This is a genomic window from Actinospineispora acaciae DSM 45401, assembly GCF_000620785.1.
GTDB classification, from domain to species: Bacteria; Actinomycetota; Actinomycetes; order Mycobacteriales; family Pseudonocardiaceae; genus Pseudonocardia; species Pseudonocardia acaciae.
Genome location: NZ_JIAI01000011.1, coordinates 264964 through 288080, shown reverse-complemented (window position 1 = coordinate 288080; position 23117 = coordinate 264964). Strand labels below are relative to the sequence as shown.

Genomic DNA, 23117 nt, shown 5'->3' with positions numbered 1-23117 from the left:
CTGATGATCACCACAGGGGGCGACCTAGAGACGGCCGGTGACCTTGTGCGGGGTGAGGCGGACGGTGGTGATGGGGATCTCGCCGTGGCGGGCGGCGGCGTCGGCGTTGTGGTCGGCGTAGGACCGGCCGGTGTACTTGTGGGCGAGCGTGTCGCGCAGTTGGCGGGCGCCCTCGGCGGCCAGGGCGGCGGTGCCGTGGAGGGCGGCGTAGGTGTACGGCTCGTCGGGCGGGCTGACCAGGAGGCTCACCCTCGGGTCGCGGCGCAGGTTGCGTTCCTTGCGGCTGCCGACGGCGGTGATGAACAGGACGTCGTCGCCGTCGCGCGTGATCCAGACCACCGACTGGTGCGGTGAGCCGTCCGACTCGACGGTGGCCACGGTGGCGAAGACCGGGGAGTCGAGCAGCCGGCGCAGTCGGTCCGGCGCGACCCCGGGCGCGGCCGAGGCCACCGACCCGAGCAGCCGGGTGGTCTCGCCGCGCAGGCGCCGGGCCGCGTCGGCGTCGAACTCCGGGCCTGTCACGTCCACCCACCGGCCGGCGACCAGCGCGGTCAGCGGCTCGGCGGGCGGGTTCTCCAGCACGTCGAGCAGCGGCGTCACCGCCCGCTCCACCGGGGCGGCTCCGGCCCGGACGGCCTCGACCTGGGCGGCGGCGTCGGCGTCGTACTCGCCGGAGAAGGAGGTGTTCACCACGCCGGGATGCAGCAGCACGTACCGGACCGGGGTGGCCGGCCACCGCTGGGTGAACCCGATCCCGAGCAGGTCGTTGAGCTGGCCGCCCTGCGCGAGCGCCCACGAGCCGTGGTACCCGCGCTCGCCGCCCAGGTCGTCCCAGCGGATCTCGCCGGTCCCCGAGCCGGGCCCGGCGACGTTGAGGATGACCGGGCGCTCGGCCGCCTCCAGCAGGTCGAGCAGCCCGTCGCCGAGCAGGAACCGGCTCAGGTAGAACAGCGCGAGGTTGTGCTCGAGCCCCTCGGCCGTCACCAGCCGGGTGGAGCGGTAGTGCCGCGCGCACAACACCAGCGCGTCAAGCCGGGTGAACCTGGCCCTGATCTCGTCGACGACCCGCCGGGTCTCGCCGACCAGGCTCAGGTCGGCGGCGATGAAGTGAGCCCGGCCGGGTGCACCGGCGGCGGCGTCGAGGAACGCCCGCCCCTTCTCCGGGTCGCGGCCGATGACCGCCACCTCGTCCCCGGCCGCCAGGCGCGCGAGCGCCACCGCCTTCCCGAGCCCGTCCGTGCCGCCCGTCACGGCGATGAACTTTTTAGTACGGAAATCTAGACTCATGAGTTCAATTTAACAGTCTGGGGATGGGCCGATGCCCAGGCGGCCGGCGGCCACGGCGAGCTGCACCCGGTTCCGGCCGCCGGTCTTGGACATCAGGCTGGCCACGTGCGTCTTGACGGTGGTCACCGCGATGTAGAGCCGCTCGGCGATCTCGGTGTTGGACCGGCCCTCGGCGACCAGCGCCAGCACCTCGCGCTCGCGGTCGGTGAGCGGGACGTCGGGTCGCGCGGTCGGGCCGGGCTCGGCGGCCACCGCGCGGCGGACCACCCGGTTGAGCAGGTGCGGGCTGAACGGGCTGTCCCCGGCGGCGGCCCGGCGCACCCCGTCCAGCAGGGCCTCCGGCGCCGTGTCCTTGGCCAGGAAGCCTCGGGCGCCGGCCCGCAGCGCCGGGTAGAGGTGCTCGTCGTCGTCGAACGTGGTCAGCACCACCACCTGGACGGCCGGATGGGCGGCCAGTATCCGCTGGGTGGCGGTGATGCCGTCCACGCCGGGCATCCGCAGGTCCATCAGCACCACGTCCGGCACGAGCTGGTCGACCAGGGTGACGGCGCGCTGCCCGTGCTCGGCCTCGCCGACCACCTCGATGTCCTTGGCGGCCGTGCAGAGCATCCGCAGCCCGGCCCTGACCAGCTGTTGGTCGTCGACCAGCAGGACCCGTATCACGCCGAGGCCCGTGCCGGGACCGCCACCGGAAGCACGGCGCGCACCGCCCACCCCGACCCGCGCCGGCCCGCCTCGAAGCCGCCGCCGAGCACCTCCACCCGCTCGCGCATCACGATCAGCCCGTGCCCGGGGTCGCCCGCCGGCCGCCGGTTCGCCGCGCCACTACCGTCGTCGCGGACCTCGACCAGCAGCTCGGAGCCGTCGCGCGGGCGGACGGTCACCCACGCCGTGGCGGCCGGCCCGGCGTGCTTGAGCACGTTCGTCAACCCCTCCTGGACGACCCGCAGCACGGCGTGCCGGCGCACCGTGTCCAGCTCGCCGAGCACCGGTTCGTCGATGTCCGGGTGCACGCTCAGGCCGGCCTGGCGAGTGCGGTCCAGCACCTGCGCCAGCGCCGCGGACAGGTCCGTCCCGGCCAGCAGCCCGACGTCCCCGACGGTCTCCGGGTCGCGCAGCATGCCCACCAGCCGGCGCAGGTCGGCCAGCGCCTCGCCGCCGATGGCGTGCACGTCGTCGAGCACCTCGGCGACCCGGGGATCGCCGGCGTTCGCCACGTGCCGGGCCACGCCCACCCGCAGCACGATGGCCGCCACGTGGTGGGCCACCACGTCGTGCAGCTCGTGCGCGATCGCGGCGCGCTCCGCCGTCCTGGCCGCCGTGACCTCCCAGGCCCGGCTCCGCTCGGCCTCCACGGCGCGCTGCTCGGCCTGCCCGGCCAGCTCGCGCTGGGAGCGCACGTAACAGCCGAGCAGCACCGGGAACCCGACCTTGAGAAGCACCATCAGCGCGTTGGCCGCCACCGGGTAGTACCGGTAGGAGCCGAACGCGCAGGCCACCGCCACCGCCGCCCCGCCGGCCCAGGTGGGGAGGCCGGGGCGGCGAAGGGCCAGCTCGCCGAGCGCCGCGCAGGCCAGCAGCTGCGGGACGGCGGACCCGAGCGGGACCAGGTAGGCGTCCGTCCAGGTGAGGACGACGCCGGCGCCCACCACCGCGCACTGCAGCAGGGTCACCGCCAGCGGGAACCGGCCGCCCGCGAACATCAAGGCGGCCGAGACCAGCGTGAACAGCCAGTCCCACCCGGACGGATGAACCTCGGGGGTGTGCAGCAGGCCGACGATGCCGACGACCGCGGCCGCCGCCAGCAGCCGCAACCATCCGTACCCGACGACCGGGGCACGCCACGTCCCTCTACCGATCGACACCCGATCGAACCTAGCCGTCCCGTACGGGCTGCACCTCCTGCCGCGGCAGGAGGCCGGCTCCTGCAACAGGGCGCCGACGACGGCCCCGGGTACGATTCGGCTCGGCGTGGCCCCGACGAACCTGGCGAGCGTGAGTACACCCAACAGCAGCGCGGAACACTGGACCTTCATCCGGGCCGCGATCCGCAGGCCGCAGTTGATAGGTGCGGTCGCGCCGAGCACCCGTGGGCTCGGCGAGCAGCTCGCGGCCATCGTTCCCCAGCGGGGCACCCCCACCGTCGTCGAGCTCGGCCCCGGCACCGGCCCGGTCAGCGCGATCATCCGCCAGCGGATGCCCAGCGGCGGCCGCCAGCTCGCCGTCGAGATCGACATGAACATGGTGGACTACCTGCGCCGGCGCCACCCGTGGCTGACGGTGCTGCCCGGCGACGCGGCGGCGCTGGACACCCTGCTCGCGGACGCCGACGTGCGCCGGGTGGACGCGGTGGTCAGCGGCCTGCCGTGGTCGATCTTCCCGCTGCCCCGCCAGGAGCGGATGCTCGGCTCGATCTGCCAGGTGCTCAACCCCGGCGGCGCGTTCACCACGTTCGGCTACCTGCACGCGCGGCGGATGTCCGGCGCCCGCCGGTTCCACGAGCTGTTGGAGCGGCGGTTCGAGGAGGTGGTGGTCACCCGCGCGGTGTGGTCCAACCTGCCGCCCGCGCTGGTGTACGTCTGCCGCCGGGCGGTGCCCCATGCCTGAGGCGACGGACCTGACCTGGCTGGGTCCGTTGCCGGTCCCGGTCCTGCTCATGGTGCTCGTTCTGCTGTTGGTCGCGGAGACGGCGCTGGTCATCGGCGTGTTCCTGCCGGGGGCCACGGCCGCGCTGGCGCTCGGGGCGCTGGCCCGGCTCGGCTCGGTGCCGGTGTCGCCCGTCGTGTTCGCCGCCGCCGCGGCCGCCGCGCTCGGCGGTCAGCTCGCGTACCTGGCCGGCCGTCGGAGCGCCGCCCGCTCGGGGTCGATCGCCGGCCGCCTGGAGCGCGCGCTGCGGCCCCGGCACCGGGAGCTGCTGACCACGATGCTGCGCGAGCGGGGCGCGGGCGCGGTGGTGCTCGGGCAGTGGATCATCGGCGTGCGCACCCTGATGCCCCGGCTGGCCGGCCACGCGGGCCTGTCCTACCGCCGCTTCAGCGCCCACCAGCTCCCCACCGCCTCGGCCTGGGCCGCCACCCTGGTGCTCAGCGGCTACGGCGTCGGGGCGGCCTACGAACGCTACGGTCCCGCCGTCGCGGCGGCCGCCTCGGTCGTGCTGGTGCTGGTCGAGGCGGCGCGACGCCGGCGGACCCGGTCACGCTCGCCGCGCGCGGACGCGGCGGGGGGCGCACGCTCGGACACCGACCCCGAAGGGGCCGTCCGGATCCGCGCCGGTGGTGGCTTCGCGACCGCCGGATGAGGCTCGTCCGCCGCGCGCTCAGCCCCGGCGACCGCTCCCCCTGGTGCCGGGGCTGAGCTCGGCGGACGTGCGAAATTGTGCCCCGCCGAGCCCGGTCACACCGCGCGACGCGGCCGACCTGTTCGAGTGGACCGCCAATACCCCCATCCGTGGCAGCGCTCACAAGGCTCCGGCGGCGTGTGGTTGGTCCGTGGTCGCGGTCCTGTACCGCCATCCCGCAACCGGCGGGGTGACCAGCATCGTCAGCGCCTCGGGCGGCATCGCCACGCCGGTGTCGAGCGGGGCGATCCCCTGCCCGCGCCGCGGGAACTACTCGTCGGCCGAACCGACCTTGCTGGGGTCCTTCCGGAGGACCCACCGGCCGACCATGCGGCCCATCATCATCGAGGTGACCCTGGACGGGACCATCCGATCCATGACGCGGTTGAGGCGGCCCGCGATGTGTGTGGCGCGGTTGGACGCCAGCGCGTCGAGCCCTTCGGCGACGCACTGGTCCACCGCCATCGGTTTGATCGGCGAACCGTCCGGCTGGAAGCCGAGCTCGCTCAACACCGGCGTGTCGGTGGGCCCCGGCAGCAGGACCGACAGCGTCACCCCGTGCTCGGCGAACTCGGCATGCAGGCCCTTCCCCGCGTGAGCACGTAGGCCTTCGTCGCGGCCGCGTTGGCCATGTTCGGGACGCCGTGCTGGCTCCCCGAGGCCCCCACCAGGACCACCCCGCCACGTCCGCGTCGTGCCAGCCGCCCGGTGCCGTACGCCGTAGCGCGCGGTGAGCTCATGCCCGACCTCGCGCAGCAGCGACTCGCGCCGGGCGATGAGCACCACATGGACACCGCTGGCGGCCAGCTGGCGCGCGAACTCGCGACCGATGCCCGACGACGCGCCGGTGACCACCGCCCATGGCCCGAACCGTGTCGCGTCGACGCTGGCCAACCGTCTGCTCATCGTACCCTCCGTTTGAGTTAGTTAACTAACTCACGGGAGGCCGTTGCCTGTCAACCCATGCCGACACCGGTCCGCCGAACTGAGGCCCGGACCCCCGGCATGTGTTACGGATGTAACATCTGCATGTGACGGAGGATTCCGGCGACGACGCCTGGCTGGTGGTCAGCGTGTCGACGGCGGGCGCGCCGGCGTCGTTGCGGGTGCGGGTGTGGCGCAAGCTGCGTTCGCTGGGGGCGTTGTACCTGCAGCAGTCGGCCTGCCTGCTGCCGGCGCGGGCCGAGGTGGTGCGGGAGGTGCGCCGGCTGGTCGACCGGGTCCACCGCCAGGGCGGCTCGGCGCGCGTGCTGCACATGGCGTTCACCGACCCGTCCGAGGAGCGCGCCGTGATCGCCGAGCTCAACGCCGCCCGCGACGCCGAGTACGCCGAGGTCCTGGACCGCCTCCCCTCGCTACGCCGAGAGCTGGCGGACGAACGTGCCCGGGGCAACCTCACCTACGCCGAGGTCGAGGAGTCCGAGGCCGACCTGGACCGCTTCCGCGCCTGGCTGGCCAAGATCGCCGCCCGCGACTACTTCACCGCCCCCGCCGGCGCGTCGGCTCGCGACGCCCTCGAACAGGCCGCCGCCGACCTGGCCGCGTTCGAGCAGGCCGCCCTCCAGGCCGAAACCCGCTCCCCGGCCGAAGGGCGGTAGACGGCCATGACCGGCTCCTTCTGGTGGGACCTGCTCCTCGGCGTGGCGGCCGGCCTGCTGCTGGCCTGGCTCGCCCTCCTGGTCGCCCTGCTGCTCGCCCGCCCCCGAGGCGCCCTCCTCCGCGAAGCGCCACGGCTGCTGCCCGACCTGCTCCGCCTGGTACGCCGCCTCGCCGCCGACAACTCCCTGCCCCGAGGCGTCCGCGTCCGCCTGGCCCTCCTGCTGGCCTACCTCGCCATCCCGATCGACGTCATCCCCGACTTCATTCCCGTCCTGGGCTACGCCGACGACGCCATCCTCGTCATCGTCGTGCTCCGCAACGTCATACGCCGCGCCGGCCCCGACGCCGTCCGCGCACACTGGCCCGGCACCGACAACGGCCTCACCGCCCTCGCCCGCCTCACCGGCCTGGACCGGTGACCGACGCGCGCCAACGCCGCCGTCACGACTTGGGCCTGCCGCTGCGCTCCAGCTCCTCGTCGGTGATCCACGAGCCGTGGAAGCCGCTCGGGACTCGCCGGGGCAGGGTCACCGCTGCGACCGGCTTTCCACCGACGTCGGTGGCGTCGAGCACGAGCAGCTTCGAGCCGCCGCCGTCGCGTCGGCTGGCGATGCTGAGCAGCCAACCGTCGTCCTCCGCGCGGTCGGGCGATGCGGCCGGGACGAACACCGCCTCGCCGGCGACGACGTCCGGACCGAGCGCGTGCTCGGCGATGACGCCGGCGTCCGCATCGAGCTTGACGATCGCCGTGGCGGACGCGTCACCACCGGAGACGGCGTAGCGGTACCGGGCGATGCGTCCGACGCGGTCGTCGTCGACGGTGGGGAACTCGATCCCCCTGTCGTCCATCGTGGTCTCGGCGACGGTGCCGGTGGCCGGGTCGAGCACCCAGCGGTGCAGGCGTGCCAGGCCGCTGTTGGCGGCAGCGGCGGCGGGCCCGGCCGGGTCGGGGTGCGCCGGGACGCCGGTCGAGGCGGACGGGGTGCCGGTGCGCGCCCACGCCCGTGCCGCGTCCGCACCCGGGTAGCGGGCGGCGTCGAGCACCACCCTCCCGTCGGCGTCGGTATGGGCGTTGCCGACGTGGAAGACATAGGACGGGTCGATGTCGTACCAGCGCACCTCGCCCGGTCGCGCGAGCGGCATCACGCCGATCCGGGCGCCGTAGGACTCGTCCCAGTCGAAGGGCAGCGGGTGGTCGCCCCGTTCCGGGTTGAACGTCATCGGCAGGTCGAGGAACACCGCGTGCCGGTCGGTGATGGCGAAGTCGTGCATCATCGTCGGGCCGGGAACGGTGATCGGCGCGCTGGTCACCAGCTCGCCGGAGGCGGACAGCCGGTGGTAGGTGAGGAACGGTGCCACCAGGCTGTAGCCGAAGAAGTGCAGGTCACCGGTCACCGGATCGGTCTTGGGGTGCGCGGTCATGGCGGTGGTGAGCCGACCGTCGAAGTCGCTGGTGCCCAGGGTCCGCAGCTCGGGGGTGATCACGTGCGGCAGGCCGCTCTCGACCAGCGTCAGGATCTTGCCGGCGTGGGCGATGACGCTGGTGTTCGCCTCGCCGACGGTCAGGTCGAAGCTCCCGTCCGGACGCATCGCGGACTGCCCGGCCAGCGCCTTCGTCCGCACCCAGCGGTTGCGGTACCACCGCGCGTGGCCCCCGTCGAGCCGGATGCCGTGCACCATCCCGTGGCCCGCGAACCAGTGCCGCGACGGCTGTCCGGGCAGCGGGTTGGGGCCGTTACGCAGGTAGCGGCCCACCAGCTCGGGCGGCAGCGCGCCCTCGACGGGCAGGTCGATGGCGTCGATCTCGTCGGGAACCGGAGCGAGGTGCCCGGTCACGTGCAGGGGGACCTCGCCGGCCGGACTCTGAGTCATCGGATTCCCTCTCGTTGCGGTTGTGCGCCCGTGGTGCGGTATCGGGCTCCATGCAACAGCCGGCGCACATGGCGATGTAGGGGCCGGAGCGGACATCGAGAGGGGCAAACCAGACGGGCCTGTGGCGCTCTAGCCTCCAGTGCCGCGCGCCTGCGACGGTGTTCGACCGGTCCACCGGACGTAGGCGCGTCGGAACTCGCGGCCGTCGCCGAACCCGACCTCGCTCGCCACCTCGCTGACCGGCACCGACGTGTGACGCAGCAGGGACGTCGCGCGCTGCTCGCGGACACGATCCGCGACGTCGCGGAACCGCACCCCGGACTCGGCCAGCCGGCGGTGCAGGGTCCGCTCGGTCACGTGCAACCGGTCGGCGACCTCGCGCATGCTCAGCGGCCGCCGCAGGTGCATGGCGAGCAGCGCCTCGAGCGAGGCGACGAGATCGGACGGCGGGTCGTCCGGGGCGAGCATGTTCCGGCAGGCCTCGATGGCCGCCAGCCGCGTCGGCTCGTGCTGGGTCGGGAGCCGACGTTCCATCAACGCAACCGGGATGACCATCCGGTTCGCGTCGCTCCGGAACGTGAGCGGGCACCGGAACGCGTCGTGGTAGCGCGCGGCGTACGCAGGCCTCGGATAAGCCAGGTCGACCCGCAACGGCGCCCAGGTCGGGTCGCCCAACATCGAACGGATCACCATCACGGTACTGACCAGCGCCTCTTCACACAGGAACGCCACCAGCCCCGTGTCCGGCCACCGCTCCCAGAACCGAACCCCGATCCCACTACCAAGATCCTCACGCTCCACGTCGAGCAGGCTGCCCGAAGCCTGGTGCAGCTCCTCGGCAAGACCGAGACCCTCGCCCACGGTCCCCGACGCCCGCATCGCCACGCCGAGCAGGCCGAACGACAACAGCGCGTCCCGCTCCCCCACCTCCATCCCCAGCGCCCGCCCCGGCAACGCGGCGAGCGCGCGGCGCAGCACCGTCCGCGCCTGCCGCAACGACACACGCGCACCGGGCGCATAGAGCACAGCCGGATCAAGCCCGGTCCCAGACAACCACGACGCCACCGCCAGCCCCTCCCGGCGCCCGACGTCCAAGACCCCCGCCAGCACCGTCGGAGGTATCACCGCCCGGTCCGAAGGCCCGCCCGACATCACCGGCGTCCCCCCGTCCGCCCCTCGACCCAACGGCCACACCATACGAGGATCCCGACCCGTCCCAGGCGCATTCGGACCGACCAGCAACGTCAGACCGATACTGGTCAAAGCCCAACAGAACAACGCCGGGTCGGGAGAAGCTCGCACCGTGGGGGGCTTGGGGGGGTCGACCCCCCAACATCATGAACCCGACCCGGTCCGCGCTCTCCCGCGGACACGACAACCCAGAGGGTGGAGCTGAGGGGAATCGAACCCCTGACCTACTCGATGCGAACGAGTCGCGCTACCAACTGCGCCACAGCCCCAGTGCGTGATCCTCGGCGTGTGCCGAGGCGCGGACGCGAGCTTATCAGCCGGTCATTGGCCGGCCGCGCGTCGGTACGCCCGGTACCGCTCATGGTCGAGATCGTGCAGCTCGGGGTCCTCGTCGTCGAGCTCGAGCACGACCGTGCCGTCGGGGCGCTCCGGCGGGGGCATCGGGCGTAGCCGGGGCAGTGCGGGCTTGTCGTCGGACCCGCCGGCCGGGCGGTTGCCGGTCAGGTCGTCGTCGGCGAGGTCGGCATCGTCCGACGGTGCGGACGGTTCGTCGAACCCGTAGTCGTCCTCGTCGTAGTCCACCAGCTCGTGGTCGTCCAGTTCGTGGTTGTCCAGCTCGTGGTCGTCCAGCTCGTGGTCGGTCTGGTTGCGGCGGGCGGCGTCGCGCGCGGCGACCGCGTCCGCGACGGTCATGCCCCGCTTGCCCGGCCGGCCGCGCCGTGCCCGAGCGCCCTCGGAACCCCGGGCGCCGGCCGGCGCGCGGCTGCCGGCGAGCCTGGCCGCGCGCCTGGCCCGGATGGCCTGCTCCATGCGCACCTGGCGGCGCAGGTACACCAGGTAGCCGACCAGGAACACGTCGACGCCGGCGTGCACGAGCCAGCCCTCGGTCAGCCGCAGCCCGCCCGCGACCAGCGCGGACGCCACCGCGAGGAGCACGAGCCCGAGCACCATGCGCTGCCTGAACGTGTAGCGGGCTCGGGCGGCGAGCGCGGCCGCCTCCGGGTCGAACCCGCCGCGCCCGTGCCGGTAGCGGGGCGTGGCCGGTTGGTCGTCCGACCCGTCGTGGTGGTCCCACGGTTGCGCCGCCCCGGAAGGGGTACGGCCGTCCGTGGCGCCGTCCATCGTGGTCACCTCCTGACCGCGGCGTCGGGGACGTTCCAGCACCCGGCAGGACAACGCCGCATCACTGGGCCGCGACACCGGTTTGCGCCGGCGCGCGGCCATCGGCACCAGCACGGCCAGCCAGGTTGCGACCAGCCCAGCGAACAGCAACGAGCTGGGCACACGCGCCTCCCCGGTCGTACAGGCGTAGCTCACGGTAACCAGCGATCAGGTCGCGATCATGGCGACGCGCCGGACCGGCGCGCCGGATCACCGCGTCGGCCGTCGGGAACCCGCAACGCGTCGGCGGCCGCCCGGCCGTCAGAGCCGCCGCGCGAGCCCCGCCCTGACCAGCCGCTCGACCAGGCTCACCGTCAGCTCCTCGACGGTCAGCGCGTAGCAGATGTGATCACGCCAGGCGCCGTCCACATTGAGGTAGCGCAGGTACAGGCCCTCCTCGCGGAAACCCAGCTTGGCCAGCACGCGGCGGCTGGCCGCGTTCTCCGGGCGGACCGTCGCCTCGATCCGGTGCAGCCCGACCGGCCCGAAGCAGTGGTCCACCACGAGCGCGACGGCGGCGGTGGCCACCCCCCGGCCGGTGGCGTGGCTGCCCAGCCAGTAGCCCACGTAGCCCGACCACAACGGGTCACGTACCACGTTGCCGACCATGACCTGCCCGACGAACTCCCCGTCCAGCGTGATCGCGAACGGCAGCCCGAGCCCCCGCCGGCCGATCGCGCGCAGCGCGCTCCACCGCGCCGGCCACTCCGATGTAGTGTTGCGCTGTGTCCAGAGCCCCGGCATGTCCGGTTCCCAGGGCGCCAGGTGCCGCTCGTCGCGGGATCGGATCGCGGCCCACACCGAGCCGTCCCGCAGCCGCACCGGCCGCACCCCGACCACCCCGCCGTCGGCCACCCGGAGCCGGTCGAGCGTGGCCGGCCAGCCGGGATGCCTACCGAGCCGCCCAGGATCGGAGAAGTGCGTCACCGAGCTCAACTACACCCCTCTCGCATCACCGCTCCTCGATCGCTCATCCGCGCGGCGCCAGGAACGCCACGGTGACCTGCTCGCCCACCGTCACCTCGGTGACGTGCTCGGCGAGCTCGATCAGGCAGTTCGCCTCGGCCAGCGCGGAGAGCAGCTGCGTCCCCGATCCGCCGAGCGGTTGCACCAGGTACTCCCCGGTGGCCTCCTCGCGCAGCAGCCGCCCGCGCAGGTACCCCCGCCGGCCGGGCACGGACGCGAGCGGGGATAACAACCGCGCCGAGATCCGCCGCCGCCTCGGGTCGTTGCGGCCCAGCGTGGTCCGGATCAGCGGGCGCACCAGCACCTCGAACACCACCAGCGCGCTGACCGGGTTGGCCGGGAGCAGGAACGTCGGCACCTTGTGCGGGCCGAGCCGGCCGAAGCCCTGCATCGAGCCGGGGTGCATGGCCACCCGGGTGCCGTCCACCTCGCCGAGCGCCCCGAGCGCGTCCAGCACCTGCTCGCCGGCGGCGCCGCCGACCCCGCCGGAGATCACCAAAACCTCGCTGTTGGACAGGTAGTCCTCGACGGCGCCGCGCAGCCGCAGCGTCTCCCTGGGCACCAGCCCGACCCGGACCGCGTCGGCGCCGGCGTCGCGGGCGGCGGCGGCCAGCGCGTAGGAGTTGACGTCGTACACCTCGCCCGCGCCCGGGTTGCGGGCCACGTCGACCAGCTCGTCGCCCACCGAGAGCACCGACAGCCGGGGGCGGGGGTGCACCAGGACGCGGTCGCGCCCGACCGCCGCGAGCAACCCGACCTGTGCGGCGGCAATGACCGAACCGCGCCTGACCGCCATGTCGCCGGGCTGGACGTCCTCGCCGATCCGCCGTACGAATGCCGCCGACGGCACCGCCCGGAAGATCGAGACGTGCGCGGGGTGACCGTCCGTGTCCGCGACCGGCACCACCGCGTCGGCCAACGTGGGCAGCGGCGCGCCGGTGACCAGCCGCACCGCCTGCCCGGGCTGCAACCGATGCGGCTGACGGGAACCGGCCGGGATCTCCCCGACCACCGGGAGGGTCACCGGATGGTCCGGGCCCGCGCCGGAGAGGTCGACGCTGCGCACCGCGTAGCCGTCCACCGCGGCCTGGTCGAACCCGGGCAGCGCGCGCTGGGCCACGACCTCCTCCGCGCAGAGCATCCCCTGCGCGTCGGCGATCGCAACCCGGACCGGGGCCGGCCGGACAGCGGTGTCCAGCACACGCGCGAGCTGCTCGTCGACAGATCTCACGCCCCAGGTCTCCCTCTCGGTATCACATCTTGCGTAACGGCTCGCCACCCATCAATGTCACGCCCCCCGCACACCCGATCCGGTCCAGGTCAGCCGCTCGGCCAACCAGTTATGCAGCGCAGGGCCGTAGTCAGGGTGCGCCAACGCGAAGTCGACGAACGCCCGCGCATACCCGGCCGGGTTACCCAGGTCGTGCCGTCCACCCCGGTGGACCACCACGTGCACGGGGTGGCCCTCGGCGATCAACAGCGCGACCGCGTCGGTCAGCTGCAGCTCGCCGCCGGCCCCCGGGGTGATCCTCTTGAGCGCGTCGAAGATCTCCCGGTCCAGCAGGTACCTGCCGGCCGTGGCGTAGGTGGACGGAGCCTTGTCGGCCGGCGGCTTCTCCACCATGTCCTTGACGCGCTTCACGTCGGGGTCGGCCGTGTCCTCCACGTCGAACACGCCGTACGCGCTGATCTGCTCCCTCGGCACGTCGAAGGCGCAGAGCACGCTCCCGCCGTGCCGGGCGCGCACCTCTGCCATCCTGGTCAGGACGCCGGAGGGCAGCACCAGGTCGTCGGGCAGCAGCACCGCGACGGCCTCCTCGTCGGCGGCCAGCGCGTCGCCGGCGCAACCCACGGCGTGCCCGAGCCCCTTCGGCTCGTCCTGGGTCACGGTGGCCACCTCGATCAGCTCGGCCGCCCGGCGGACCTTGGCCGCCAGCGCCTCCTTGCCGCGCGCGGCCAGCGTGGACTCGAGCTCGGGTTGTGGTTCGAAGTGCGCGACGACCGCGTCCTTACCCGGTGCGGTGACGATGAGCAGTCTGCTCGCCCCCGCGTCGGCCGCCTCCGCGGCGACCATCTCGATGCCCGGCGTGTCCACTACCGGAAGCAACTCTTTGGGTACGGTCTTGGTCGTCGGCAGGAATCGGGTCCCCATGCCGGCGGCCGGGACGATCGCGGTTCGAAACGGTCGGGATACCTGCATGGTCGGCGAGCCTAGCCGCGCGAGGCCCCGGCGGGCCGCACACCGCGCGAAGCGCCGGCGAAACACCACGTCCGCGCAGTGCCAACCGCGCAGTGCCAACCGCGCAGTGCCAACCGCGCAGTGCCAACCGCCCAGCACCAACCGCGACCAACCGCGCGGACACCAACCAGGCGGCACCAACCAGGCGGCGCGGCACCGAAGCGCCCGCGTCCAGGGCCGATGCTGCCCGGCCGCCGGTAGCCTGGTCATAGTGGCCAGGCTCCGACCGACCGAGGCCCCGACCGACCCAACCGAGCCGTCCGGACCCAGATGAATACGCCGCGTACCAAGGCCGAATGGCGTGCGCTGCTGCTAGCCCGGCGGCGCGCGTTGCCGGCCGAACTGCACGCCACCGAGGCCCGGTCGCTCGCGGCCGGGGTCGTCGCCTCGGCACGGGCCGCTCACTCGGTCACCATGGGCGGCACCTCCTCTCCGGTCTGCTGCTACTTGCCGTTCGGCCGGGAGCCCGGCTCGCTGGCGATGCTCGACGCCCTTCGTGAGGCCGGGCGCGACGTCCTGCTCCCGGTGATCCCGACCGACGGCGCCGACGCACCCTCCACCACCGCCCCATTGGACTGGGCGCCGTACCAAGGTCCTTCCTCGCTGGTCACCGGCCCGTACGGGCTACGCCAGCCGGCCGGGCCGCACTGGGGCCCGGCCGCGATCGCGATGGCCGACCTGGTCCTGATCCCGGCGCTCGCGGTGGATCGGCGGGGCGTGCGCCTGGGCCGAGGCGCGGGCTGGTACGACCGTTCGCTCCCGCTGGCCCACCCGGGCACCCCGCTGGTCACCGTGCTCAGGGACGCCGAGGTGGTCGACGCGCTGCCCGTGGAGCGGCACGACGTACTCATGACCGGTGTGCTTACGCCACACTGCGGCCTGCGCCCGCTGCCGCTGAGCTAGACTGGCACTCAAGGGGCACGAGTGCCAGATACGAGTGGCCCAGGATGAGTGTCAGGTGCGGAGGTAGAGCGGTGCCGACCTATCAATACGCGTGTACGGCCTGCGGACATCGTTTCGAGGCCGTGCAGGCATTCACGGACGCCACGCTGACCGAGTGCCCCGAGTGCGCGGGCCGGGTGCGCAAGGTGTTCTCCTCGGTCGGCATCGTGTTCAAGGGGAGCGGCTTCTACCGGACGGACAGCCGCTCGGGCTCGGGCGTGTCCGCCGGGTCGTCGTCGGAGGCCAAGTCGGACTCCACGTCTTCGGACTCGAAGTCGTCCAGTTCGTCGAGTTCATCGGATTCCTCGTCGTCATCGTCGAGCTCGTCGTCCAGCTCGTCATCGGGGTCCTCCTCCTCGGGCTCGAAAGCGGGCGCCGCCAAGGCCTCCTGACCAGGCAGGCCCGTCGGCACGCTCAGGATGCTCCATCCTGCCGTGGCCGGTGGCGCGGTCGCCCGAGTTATCCACAGGCGGCCCCATTTCGGCACCTACCCGTGAGTTATCCACAGCGGGCCAGCAAGGCGCGCCCACGGAAGCTCGTCGCCGCCTAGCTTCGTCCGCGTGAACGACACACGAGGAAGACATCCGCCCGGCCCTCTCGGTTGGCTGCGCTCCGGGCGCGTGGCCGAGCTGGGCCGGGGACTGGGGTGGCGCCGCACGGTGCTGGCCCGGCGAGTGGTCGCCGGGTTGCTCGTGCTGACCGCGTTGGTGCTCGCGGTGCGCGGGCCGGGCGCGGTGTCCAGCGCGGCACCCGTGGTGGTCGCCGTGCGCGAACTCGCTCCGGGAAGCACGGTCCACGCGGCCGACGTGCAGGTCCGTGCCTGGCCGCCCGAACTCATCCCGGCGGGAGCACTCACCACGCTTGCCGAGGTGGACGGGCGGGTGCTGGCCGGGGCCGCCAACACCGGCGAGCCACTGACCACCGTGCGGTTGGCCGGCCCCGAGCTGGCCAAGCGCGCGAGCCCCGGCTTCGACGCGGCCGGCGTGCCTATCCGGCTCGCCGACGCCGACGTGGCAGCCCTGCTCGCACCGGGCCGGCTGGTGGACGTGGTCACCGCCGGCGCACGGTCCGACCAGCCGACCGTGCTGGTGTCGGCCGCCGTGGTCCTCACCGTGTTGCCGGCCGAGGCGAAACCCGGTGGTCGGGGCCGCCTCGTCCTGGTGGCGGTGCCTCGCGCGGTGGCGCCGAAGCTGGCCGCGGCGACGCTCAGCCAGGAGGTGACGATTACGCTCCGCTGAAACTTCGTGATCTTCGATCGCCAAGACGGCAGAAGGAGCACCATGCTGAAGGGTTTCCGAGACTTCCTGTTGCGCGGCAACGTGATCGACCTGTCCGTCGCCGTGGTGATGGGCGCGGCGTTCGGCTCGATCGTCACCGCGTTCACCGACCGGATCATCAAGCCGTTGCTCAACGCGGTGACGCCGCCGACCAGCCCTGGCCTCGGAGTCGAGCTGGTGGCGGGCAAGTCGACCACGTTCATCGACGTCGCGGCGCTGATCACCGCCGCGCTCAACTTCATCGTGGTGGCCGCCGTCGTCTACTTCGCCATCGTGATGCCGCTGCGCAAGCTCCAGGAGCGGCGCAGGCGCGGCGAGGAGACCGCGCCGGCCGCACCCACCGACGTCGAGCTGCTCACCGAGATCCGCGACCTATTGCGCGCACGGACCGATGAGGCCGGTGGCAACGGAACACCACGAGAGTGAGATTGGGGGTGGTTGATGTAGGGACTGGACGGCGCGAGTCGCCTGCCGCGGTGGTCAGCCCTTGTCGTGATGCGGTGGCCGGTTCTCCGAGTACCAACGCTCGGTGAGGTCGGCGGGCCGATCGTCCCGCGTCACGGTGTCGGGCGCATCGTCCCCGGTGGCATCCGGCAACACGTCACCGAACACCTCGGCGAGCCGCCGCCTGCGCGCCGCGACCTCGGCCGGATCGGCGAGAGCCTCGGCAGGAGCGGCGTTCTCCGCCGGATCGGTGACGGCGTTGGCGGGACCGGGGTTCTCCGCCGGATCGGTGTTCCCGGCCGGATCGGCGACGGCCTCGGCGGGATCGGGGCTGCCCGCCGGGCGTGGCTCGTGCTCGCCCGACACGGTGGGTCACGCCTCGTCGAGGCCGGACAGCTCCTCGATCACGTGCGAGACCAGCGGCGTGAGGGTGGCCATCCCGTCCCGGATGGCCGCGCGGGAGGCGGCCAGGTTGACCACGAGCGTGCTGCCGGACACCCCGACGAGCCCTCGGGACAGCCCCGCGTCGATGGCGCCGGCGGCCAGCCCGGACGCCCGGATGGCCTCGGCGATGCCGGGGATCGGCCGGTCCAGCACGCCGGCGGTGGCGTCCGAGGTCACGTCCCGGGGGGACACCCCGGTCCCGCCGACGGTGACCACCAGGTCCACCCCGCCGATCACCGCGGTGTTCAGCGCGTTGCGGATGGCTACCGCTTCACCGGGCACCGTGACCACGGCGTCCACCACGAACCCGCCCTCTTCGAGCAGCTCGGTGACCAGCGGGCCGGTGGTGTCCTCGTGCTCACCGTGCGCGGCGCGGTCGTCGACGATCACGACAAGGGCGCGTCCAAGGCGCGGCGGTGCCATCTCCATGCCGCATACCGTAGCCGGTGCCCCGATCCCGGCATGGCGCGCGTCATGATCACGGACGGGGCGCGGTTCATCGGTTCGCATGCGACCGTTCCGTTCGCCGAGCAAGATCACCAAGTCGTGCTCGGTCAGCGCCGTTGGTTGGTCCGCGCCCGGGCCTTCCGGCGGGCGGTAGGGGTGCGGACGGCGAGTGTCAGCGCGGACACCACGAAGAACGCCGTGCACAACGCGAGCCAGCGGGTCAGGAACGGCTGTTGGTCGAGGCCGGTCGCGGCCAGGTGGGTGTCGGCGCCCTGGCGGATGATGCCTGGCAGGAACAACAGGAAGGTCAACCCCGAAGCGAGCGCGGGCACCCGCACGTAGTTGACCGCGCGGCGGGAGGCGAGCGACCGGACAAGGAATCGGTCGGCGGCGGTGTACAGCGGGAAGAGCAACAGGTCGTGCGCCACGGTGGCGGCCGCGAACCAGACCAGCATCCCGAGCGTGATCATGGCCGGACCTCGAAGTCGATCGCGCCGACCCACTTCGTGCAGTGCACGCCGGGCAACGCGGGCACGATCACCCGCGCCGGATAGCCGTGGTCCAGGCTGAGCGGCACGCCGTTGACGGCGGTGGCCAGCAATGCGTCCGGGTCCAGGACCTGTGCGCCGGTCAACCGCGCGGAGGAGAACGCGCCGCCGCGCTCGATCGAACGGACCAGCGCCGACTCCGGCCGGTGCACGCCGGCCAGGGCGGCCAGGTCGGCGAGGCGGACACCGGACCAGGTCTGGGTGGTGGACCAACCTTCCACACAGGCGATCGGCAGCTCGGCGGTGTGCGGTGGCAACGCGACGAGCGCCGGCCCGTCAAGGATCACCGGAGCGGGGCCGCCGGTGAGCGTGAGCCGCCAGTCGGCGCCCACCCGCGCGCTGGTGATGCCGGCCGCGGCGGCCGTGCGGTTGATCGGGAACCCGGTCGGGCCGTCGTCCTGGCTCCGGCCCCGCGGCAGCAGCCATGCGGTGCCGCGAAGCCCGTCCACCGTCTGTCCGATGGTCAGCGCCGCGACCAGCAACGATCCGCCGCCGACCAGCGCGAGCAGGCCGCGGCGGGACATCGTGGCCGGCGCGGGACTCGCGGCGACCAGGCCGTCCGGTCCATCGCCGGGAAGCACGGGTTCCGGACGGGTGTCGGCGAGCGAGGTGCGCAGCTCGGCCCGAAGCGACCGGGAGCGCAGCGCGCGCGTCATCCGGGGCAGCTTGACGGTCACGTGCGCGATGAACCCGGCCAGGAACACCCACGCGCCGTAGTAGTGCGCGGTGTAGAAGTCGAAGCCGAACACGTAGTCGTACTGGATGTTCAGCACGCCGGTGACGATCTCGAACAGGGCGCCGCCGACCAGCGGGACCAGGGTCAGCCGCTCGACCGCGTGCCACGGCGACCGCACCGGCGGCCAGGCGAACAGGCGGGGCATCACCGACCAGAGCTTGGCCAGCACCACCGGCACCAGCACCAGCCCGAGGCCGACATGCAGCCCCTGGGTCAGCCGGAACAGCCAGGACGGGCGGGTGGGCCAGTCGAACACCGGCGGGCGAAGCCAACCGACGCCGGCGGGCAAGGCCTGCCCGAGCTCCGGCCCATAGGCGATGTAGTCCAACAGCCCGGTGATCACCACCAGGGGCAGGCCCGCCAGCAGCACAGCCCCGAGCACCGAGGTCAGCCACGGCCCCCGCAGCGGGCTGCGCCATGCCACCCGGGCCGTGACATGGGCGCGGACGGCGCGGTCCCCGCGAAGTCGGGTGGCGCGGCTCGGCGACCTGGCCTTCATGGCGCCGACGGTACGGGCCTGACCAGGTCACATGGCTCGATCACCGCAAACCGTAAGGCTCCGGTAAGCGGGCGATGCGGGAGTCCGCGGGGTGGGTCAGGCTCGGTCGGCGAGGGGCAGCCGGACTTCGAAGCGGCAGCCGGGGCCGTGGTTGCACGCCGCGATCTCGCCGTTGTGCGCCTCCACCAGTCCCCGGGCGATGGCCAGCCCAAGCCCGGCGCCAGCGTCCGCCGGCGTGCCTGCCCGATCCGGCCTGATCGGCTCCGCCGCGGCGGGGGTTGGGGTGCGGGCGGCGGTGCCTCGGAAGGCGACGTCGAAGACGCGGTCCAGGTCGGACTGGGGGATGCCGCCGCAGCCGTCCTGGACCTGCAGCCAGGCCTGGTCGCCGTCGACGCCGGCGGCCAGCACGACGGTGCCGTCGGGCGGGGTGTGGCGGATGGCGTTGGAGACCAGGTTGCGGACCACCCTGGCGAGCTCGGGGTCGCTGCCCCGGACCACGGGCCAGCCGGCGTCGGGGTCGGGGTCGGCGATCAGGTGCACGCGCCTGCGAGCCGCACCGGCCAGCTCGGCGGCCACCGCTTCGGACACCACCTCGCCGAGCGACACCGCGTGCAGGGTCAGGCGCAGCGCGCCGGAGGTGATGCGCGACAGCTGGAACAGGTCGTCGACCATGCCTGCCAGCCGTTCGGTCTCGCGGCCGATCCGCCGGGCGTACTGGCCGGTCTCGGCCGGGTCATCGACCACGCCGTCGGCGAGCGCCTCGGACATCGCCCTGATGCCGGCCAGCGGCGTGCGCAGGTCGTGGCTGATCCAGGTGACCAGCTCGCGGCGGGCCGACTCGGCGGCTCGCTCGCGCTGCCTGGCCTCGCGCTCCCAGACGCTGTCCCTGGCCAGGCCCCGGCCGAGCAGCAGGCCGGCGGGCACCGAGACGGCGGCCACCACCAGGCAGACCGCGATGACCCGCCCGTTCATCCGGTCCAGCATGAAGCCGCTCACCGCGAGCACCCCGACCAGCGCCGCGAGCACCGGGATGAGCACCAGCACGGTGACCGCCGCGGTGATCGAGCGCCGCCGCATGAGCTGCAGCAGCACCGCGCCGGCCAGCGCCACCGGGAGGGTGAAGGCGAGCGCCAGCCCCCACACCTGCCCGAGCTCGCCCCAGATCTCAATCATCGGGGCTCCCCGGTGGCCGGGTCGTAGCGGTAGCCGACGCCCCACACGGTGGTGATCCGGCGCGGGGCGGTCGGGTCGGCCTCCACCTTCTCCCGCAGCCGGCGCACGTGCACGGTGACCGTCGACTGGTCCCCGAAGCTCCAGCCCCAGACCCGTTCCAGCAGCTCGGGGCGCCCGAACGCGCGCCCGGGGTGGCGGATCAGGAACGCCAGCAGGTCGAACTCGCGGGTGGTGAGCGCGAGCTCGTGGCCGGCGAGGACGGCGCGGCGGGCGGAGGTCTCGATCACCAGGTCGCCGTCCACCAGGGTCTGGCCGGCGCCGTCCGGGCGGGCGGCGGCGTCCCGGGACCGGCGCAGCACCGAGCCCACCCGCAGCACCAGCTCCCGAGGGCTGAACGGCTTGGTCACGTAGTCGTCGGCGCCGAGCTCCAGGCCGACCACCCGGTCCTCCTCCTCGCCGAGCGCGGTCAGCATGATCACCGGGGTGGAGCCGCGAGCGCGCAGCTCGGCGCAGATCTCCAGCCCGGAGCGGCCGGGCAGCATCAGGTCGAGCACCACCAGGTCGGGCGGATGGGACACGGCGGCGCGCAGGCCGTGCTCGCCGTCCGGGCTGACCGACACCTGGTAGCCGGCCCTGGCCAGGTAGCGGCCCACCACGTCGCGCACCGTGGGGTCGTCGTCGATCACCAACACATGACCGGCCGCGCCCGTCATCGCCTAGTCCTCATTGGGGTCCGTCATCGGACACAGGCTCGCAGCGTCGGGTGCGGCCCGGCAACGCAAACGACCGAGGCGGCGGGTGACGTCATCACTCCGTAAGGCACCCGAAACGACGCTGGCATTTAGGAGCCGCGCCGGCGTGGGGAGGGGGGACCTACGCCGGCGCGGCGGCTAAAGCCCGGCCCGCGACCGTCGGGCCAGGACTGGCTGGATATCCCCACGGTACCCGCAATTGGCGGATTCGACCCCGCCAAATCCGGGCTGTTTTCTAAAGGTGACCTCTTGGGACGGCCCGAGCCGTCCCAACTTCACCGTGCGTAACAGATCCGTCACTTCGTCGCCGGCACCGGCTCACCGCGCAACGCCACCTTCGCGGACCGGCCGTCGCTGAGCTCCAGCGTGACCGTCTCGCCCGGCGCGTGCGAGCGGACCGTGGCGACCAGCTCGTCGCCGGTGGTAATGACCCGTTCGTTGATCTTGACGATCACGTCTCCGGCCTTGATCCCGGCCTGGCCGGCGGGGCCGTCCGGCGGCTTGACCGAGACCACCTTCGCGCCCGGCGGGTCGGACAGCGGCGCCAGCCGGGACTGCCGCTGGATCTCCACCCCGAGCACCGGCTTGGTGGCCTGGCCGGTCCGCTGCAGCTCGTCGGCGATCCGTTTGACCTGGTTGATCGGGATCGAGAAGCCCAGCCCGACCGAGCCGGCCGACTCGCCCGCGGGCCCGCCGACGCCGGCGATCGCGGTGTTGATCCCGATCAGCCGGCCCTGGATGTCCACCAGCGGACCGCCCGAGTTGCCCGGGTTGATCGCGGCGTCGGTCTGGATCGCGTTGAGCACCTCGGTGGAGTCCGGGTCGCCCGGGTCGTCCCTGCCCACCGAGACCGCGCGGTTCAGCGCGCTGATGATCCCGGTGGTGACGGTGCCGCCCAGCCCGAGCGGCGACCCGATCGCGATCACCGGCTGGCCCACCCGCAGCACGTCGGAGTTGCCCAGCGCGATCGGGGTGAGGCCCGTCGTGTTCTGGGCCTTGATCACCGCGATGTCCGAGCTCGGGTCCCGGCCCACGATCTGCGCCTGCGCGGACCTGCCGTTCTGGAACAGCACCATGATCTTGCCGGCACCACCGGCGGCTGCCTCGATCACGTGGTTGTTGGTCAGGATCAGGCCGTCCGCGCTGAGCACCATGCCCGAGCCGGCACCGGAGCGCGGCCCGGAGATCACCCGCATCTGCACGACGGACGGCAGCACCTGCTGCGAGACGGCCTCCACCGCGGTGGTCTCGCCGTCGGCCAGCGGGGAGCCGAGCACGCCGAGCGGGTTGCCACCGGACGCGGCCCGGTAGCCGATCATGCCGCCGAGCCCACCGCCGATCAGCGCGGCCACCAGCGCCAGCGCGACGGCGCCGAGCAGGATCCGGCCGGCCGACCCGCCACCGCCCGGCCGCTGCTGGGGCTGCGGCGGGGCGGGCGGCGGGACCGGTGGCGCGAGCGCCGGGTAGGTGGCGGCGGACGCGGACTGATCGGGGCCGCCCTGGGCGGCGGAGTCGACCGGATAGCGGGGCGTCGGCGCACCCGGGTAGGGCGGCGGCACGCCCGCGTCCTGGGGCGACCCCTGGTACGGCTGGCCGGCATACCCGGCGTCACCGGGCAGCGGATACGGCTGCGGACCGGCGTACGGCTGCGTCGAGGGGTACGGCGAGTACGGCTGGCCGCCCATCGAGGCCGTGCCGCCCGGCCCGGCCGATTCCGTCGTGCCGGAGCCCGGCCGCGCCCACGGCGAGCGCTCGTCCCAGTTCGGCCCCGGCGTGGCCTCGCCGTTGCGGGCCGTCGGCTCCTCGGTGTCCGTGCGCGGCTCGCCCTCGGCCGAGGCGGAAGCGGAAGCGGAAGCGGGTGCGGAGGCCGAGGCGGGTGCGGCGTCGCCGTCCGGCGGTTTCGTCTCGGCCGATGGCCCTTCCGCAACGGGTGCCGCGTCGCGCCCGCTCGCGTTGCCCTGCTGCCCTGGCGTGTCGTCGTGGGCCATACCCTCACCGTGGTTCGCGTGGCGGTCGGAGACCAGGACCCGGCCTCGCGGAAACCACCCGAACGAGCCCTGACCACCGAGCGTAGGGCTCGCGGGGCCTTCGGCGGTGCTCGGACCCGAAAAGGTCCCCCGTCAGGCGGATGCTAGCGGCGGCGAGTGACCGCCGCACTCCCTGGGGGTGCCGTCGCCGAGCAGCGTTCTGACCATGATCAGGC

25 protein-coding genes, 1 tRNA gene and 1 pseudogene are annotated in these 23117 nt (G+C 73.4%); 8 read left to right on the top strand and 19 right to left on the bottom strand.

All coding sequences use genetic code 11. The features are described from left to right. Positions 1-24 precede the first annotated feature (24 nt). Genes N912_RS0136710 through N912_RS56985 form a run of 3 tightly spaced genes read right to left on the bottom strand, consistent with a single transcriptional unit; the run spans position 25 to position 3152 of the window. Complete coding sequence (locus tag N912_RS0136710; protein ID WP_051581315.1) at positions 25-1287, bottom strand: TIGR03618 family F420-dependent PPOX class oxidoreductase; 1263 nt, start codon at positions 1285-1287, stop codon at positions 25-27. A 9-nt stretch (positions 1288-1296) separates the two neighbouring features. Further along, positions 1297-1950: a response regulator gene (locus N912_RS0136705; RefSeq protein WP_028926339.1), complete on the bottom strand. Its 654-nt coding sequence runs from the start codon at positions 1948-1950 to the stop codon at positions 1297-1299. Then, a complete protein-coding gene (locus N912_RS56985; protein WP_051581314.1) occupies positions 1947-3152 on the bottom strand; it encodes a sensor histidine kinase in 1206 nt (401 codons plus the stop codon). The genes N912_RS0136705 and N912_RS56985 overlap by 4 nt, the downstream gene beginning before the upstream one ends. A 130-nt stretch (positions 3153-3282) precedes the next feature. On the opposite strand from N912_RS56985, the gene N912_RS0136695 reads away from it, so the two are divergent. Beyond that, complete coding sequence (locus tag N912_RS0136695; protein WP_028926338.1) at positions 3283-3894, top strand: class I SAM-dependent methyltransferase; 612 nt, start codon at positions 3283-3285, stop codon at positions 3892-3894. After that, positions 3887-4585 (top strand): DedA family protein, encoded by a 699-nt coding sequence (locus tag N912_RS56980; RefSeq protein WP_051581313.1) that lies wholly within the window; start codon positions 3887-3889, stop codon positions 4583-4585. Before N912_RS0136695 ends, N912_RS56980 begins: the two co-directional genes overlap by 8 nt. Positions 4586-4894: 309 nt before the next feature. On the opposite strand, the gene N912_RS0136685 is transcribed toward N912_RS56980, so the two are convergent. Further along, a complete protein-coding gene (locus N912_RS0136685; protein ID WP_037068420.1) occupies positions 4895-5518 on the bottom strand; it encodes an SDR family NAD(P)-dependent oxidoreductase in 624 nt (207 codons plus the stop codon). Positions 5519-5655: 137 nt separating this feature from the next. On the opposite strand from N912_RS0136685, the gene N912_RS0136680 reads away from it, so the two are divergent. Together N912_RS0136680 and N912_RS0136675 are read left to right on the top strand one after the other, a co-directional pair. Beyond that, on the top strand, positions 5656-6222 hold the full coding sequence (locus tag N912_RS0136680) for a Chromate resistance protein ChrB (protein ID WP_028926336.1): 567 nt from the start codon (positions 5656-5658) through the stop codon (positions 6220-6222). A 6-nt stretch (positions 6223-6228) separates the two neighbouring features. Further along, complete coding sequence (locus tag N912_RS0136675) at positions 6229-6642, top strand: YkvA family protein (protein WP_028926335.1); 414 nt, start codon at positions 6229-6231, stop codon at positions 6640-6642. Between the two features lie 22 nt (positions 6643-6664). Here N912_RS0136675 and N912_RS0136670 read toward each other — a convergent pair whose 3' ends face one another. The 7 genes from N912_RS0136670 to N912_RS0136640 form a co-directional block, all read right to left on the bottom strand. Further along, positions 6665-8095, bottom strand: a complete 1431-nt coding sequence (locus N912_RS0136670) for a carotenoid oxygenase family protein (RefSeq protein ID WP_028926334.1) — start codon at positions 8093-8095, stop codon at positions 6665-6667. 129 nt (positions 8096-8224) lie between these two features. Then, positions 8225-9247 carry an AraC family transcriptional regulator gene (locus tag N912_RS0136665; protein WP_245645691.1) on the bottom strand — a complete coding sequence of 341 codons (1023 nt, stop codon included), beginning with the start codon at positions 9245-9247 and terminating at the stop codon, positions 8225-8227. Between the two features lie 235 nt (positions 9248-9482). Then, positions 9483-9555: transfer RNA gene (locus N912_RS0136660), tRNA-Ala, on the bottom strand. 52 nt (positions 9556-9607) lie between these two features. Beyond that, on the bottom strand, positions 9608-10570 hold the full coding sequence (locus tag N912_RS61070) for a hypothetical protein (protein WP_051581311.1): 963 nt from the start codon (positions 10568-10570) through the stop codon (positions 9608-9610). Positions 10571-10708: 138 nt separating this feature from the next. Beyond that, a complete protein-coding gene (locus N912_RS0136650; protein WP_064745496.1) occupies positions 10709-11383 on the bottom strand; it encodes a GNAT family N-acetyltransferase in 675 nt (224 codons plus the stop codon). A gap of 34 nt (positions 11384-11417) precedes the next feature. Next, a complete protein-coding gene (glp, locus tag N912_RS0136645; RefSeq protein ID WP_028926330.1) occupies positions 11418-12644 on the bottom strand; it encodes a molybdotransferase-like divisome protein Glp in 1227 nt (408 codons plus the stop codon). 57 nt (positions 12645-12701) lie between these two features. Then, complete coding sequence (locus tag N912_RS0136640) at positions 12702-13613, bottom strand: UTP--glucose-1-phosphate uridylyltransferase (RefSeq protein WP_028926329.1); 912 nt, start codon at positions 13611-13613, stop codon at positions 12702-12704. Positions 13614-13922: 309 nt separating this feature from the next. On the opposite strand from N912_RS0136640, the gene N912_RS0136635 reads away from it, so the two are divergent. After that, a complete protein-coding gene (locus tag N912_RS0136635) occupies positions 13923-14555 on the top strand; it encodes a 5-formyltetrahydrofolate cyclo-ligase (protein ID WP_028926328.1) in 633 nt (210 codons plus the stop codon). 44 nt (positions 14556-14599) lie between these two features. Continuing rightward, positions 14600-14767: pseudogene (locus N912_RS66840) on the top strand (FmdB family zinc ribbon protein); the annotation flags it as partial. Positions 14768-14781: 14 nt separating this feature from the next. On the opposite strand, the gene N912_RS66835 reads toward N912_RS66840, so the two are convergent. Continuing rightward, positions 14782-15006, bottom strand: coding sequence for a hypothetical protein (locus tag N912_RS66835; RefSeq protein WP_028926327.1), 225 nt, complete (start codon positions 15004-15006; stop codon positions 14782-14784). A gap of 148 nt (positions 15007-15154) precedes the next feature. Between N912_RS66835 and N912_RS0136625 the strand changes: the two genes are divergently transcribed. Next, on the top strand, positions 15155-15832 hold the full coding sequence (locus N912_RS0136625; protein ID WP_211261521.1) for an SAF domain-containing protein: 678 nt from the start codon (positions 15155-15157) through the stop codon (positions 15830-15832). 42 nt (positions 15833-15874) lie between these two features. Continuing rightward, positions 15875-16297, top strand: coding sequence for a large conductance mechanosensitive channel protein MscL (mscL, locus tag N912_RS0136620; RefSeq protein ID WP_028926325.1), 423 nt, complete (start codon positions 15875-15877; stop codon positions 16295-16297). 54 nt (positions 16298-16351) lie between these two features. Here the strand turns inward: mscL and N912_RS56965 are convergent, their stop codons facing one another. The 7 genes from N912_RS56965 to N912_RS56950 form a co-directional block, all read right to left on the bottom strand. Beyond that, a complete protein-coding gene (locus tag N912_RS56965) occupies positions 16352-16681 on the bottom strand; it encodes a hypothetical protein (protein WP_037068414.1) in 330 nt (109 codons plus the stop codon). Positions 16682-16687: 6 nt separating this feature from the next. Next, positions 16688-17188 (bottom strand): MogA/MoaB family molybdenum cofactor biosynthesis protein, encoded by a 501-nt coding sequence (locus tag N912_RS56960; protein ID WP_037068413.1) that lies wholly within the window; start codon positions 17186-17188, stop codon positions 16688-16690. A gap of 125 nt (positions 17189-17313) precedes the next feature. Then, positions 17314-17676: a hypothetical protein gene (locus tag N912_RS56955; protein ID WP_051581309.1), complete on the bottom strand. Its 363-nt coding sequence runs from the start codon at positions 17674-17676 to the stop codon at positions 17314-17316. Then, positions 17673-18989 carry a molybdopterin-dependent oxidoreductase gene (locus N912_RS0136600; RefSeq protein WP_084211522.1) on the bottom strand — a complete coding sequence of 439 codons (1317 nt, stop codon included), beginning with the start codon at positions 18987-18989 and terminating at the stop codon, positions 17673-17675. The genes N912_RS56955 and N912_RS0136600 overlap by 4 nt, the downstream gene beginning before the upstream one ends. A 96-nt stretch (positions 18990-19085) precedes the next feature. Continuing rightward, positions 19086-20162 (bottom strand): sensor histidine kinase, encoded by a 1077-nt coding sequence (locus N912_RS0136595; protein ID WP_037068411.1) that lies wholly within the window; start codon positions 20160-20162, stop codon positions 19086-19088. Next, the gene (locus N912_RS0136590; RefSeq protein WP_028926322.1) at positions 20159-20875 is read right to left on the bottom strand and encodes a response regulator transcription factor; all 717 of its coding nucleotides are present in this window, start codon (positions 20873-20875) and stop codon (positions 20159-20161) included. Before N912_RS0136590 ends, N912_RS0136595 begins: the two co-directional genes overlap by 4 nt. Before the next feature lie 335 nt (positions 20876-21210). Then, on the bottom strand, positions 21211-22902 hold the full coding sequence (locus N912_RS56950; protein ID WP_051581308.1) for a trypsin-like peptidase domain-containing protein: 1692 nt from the start codon (positions 22900-22902) through the stop codon (positions 21211-21213). Positions 22903-23117 lie beyond the last annotated feature (215 nt).

What these genes read in the sequence shown, in the direction of transcription:
- N912_RS0136590 (WP_028926322.1), bottom strand. Translation starts at nt 20,875, where the DNA reads ATGACGGGCGCGGCCGGTCATGTGTTGGTGATCGACGACGACCCCACG.
- N912_RS0136675 (WP_028926335.1), top strand. Translation starts at nt 6,229, where the DNA reads ATGACCGGCTCCTTCTGGTGGGACCTGCTCCTCGGCGTGGCGGCCGGC.
- mscL (WP_028926325.1), top strand. Translation starts at nt 15,875, where the DNA reads ATGCTGAAGGGTTTCCGAGACTTCCTGTTGCGCGGCAACGTGATCGAC.
- N912_RS56980 (WP_051581313.1), top strand. Translation starts at nt 3,887, where the DNA reads ATGCCTGAGGCGACGGACCTGACCTGGCTGGGTCCGTTGCCGGTCCCG.
- N912_RS0136635 (WP_028926328.1), top strand. Translation starts at nt 13,923, where the DNA reads ATGAATACGCCGCGTACCAAGGCCGAATGGCGTGCGCTGCTGCTAGCC.
- N912_RS0136665 (WP_245645691.1), bottom strand. Translation starts at nt 9,247, where the DNA reads ATGTCGGGCGGGCCTTCGGACCGGGCGGTGATACCTCCGACGGTGCTG.
- N912_RS56960 (WP_037068413.1), bottom strand. Translation starts at nt 17,188, where the DNA reads ATGGAGATGGCACCGCCGCGCCTTGGACGCGCCCTTGTCGTGATCGTC.
- N912_RS56950 (WP_051581308.1), bottom strand. Translation starts at nt 22,902, where the DNA reads ATGGCCCACGACGACACGCCAGGGCAGCAGGGCAACGCGAGCGGGCGC.
- N912_RS0136600 (WP_084211522.1), bottom strand. Translation starts at nt 18,989, where the DNA reads ATGAAGGCCAGGTCGCCGAGCCGCGCCACCCGACTTCGCGGGGACCGC.
- N912_RS56955 (WP_051581309.1), bottom strand. Translation starts at nt 17,676, where the DNA reads ATGATCACGCTCGGGATGCTGGTCTGGTTCGCGGCCGCCACCGTGGCG.
- N912_RS0136595 (WP_037068411.1), bottom strand. Translation starts at nt 20,162, where the DNA reads ATGATTGAGATCTGGGGCGAGCTCGGGCAGGTGTGGGGGCTGGCGCTC.
- N912_RS0136670 (WP_028926334.1), bottom strand. Translation starts at nt 8,095, where the DNA reads ATGACTCAGAGTCCGGCCGGCGAGGTCCCCCTGCACGTGACCGGGCAC.
- N912_RS0136640 (WP_028926329.1), bottom strand. Translation starts at nt 13,613, where the DNA reads ATGCAGGTATCCCGACCGTTTCGAACCGCGATCGTCCCGGCCGCCGGC.
- N912_RS0136710 (WP_051581315.1), bottom strand. Translation starts at nt 1,287, where the DNA reads ATGAGTCTAGATTTCCGTACTAAAAAGTTCATCGCCGTGACGGGCGGC.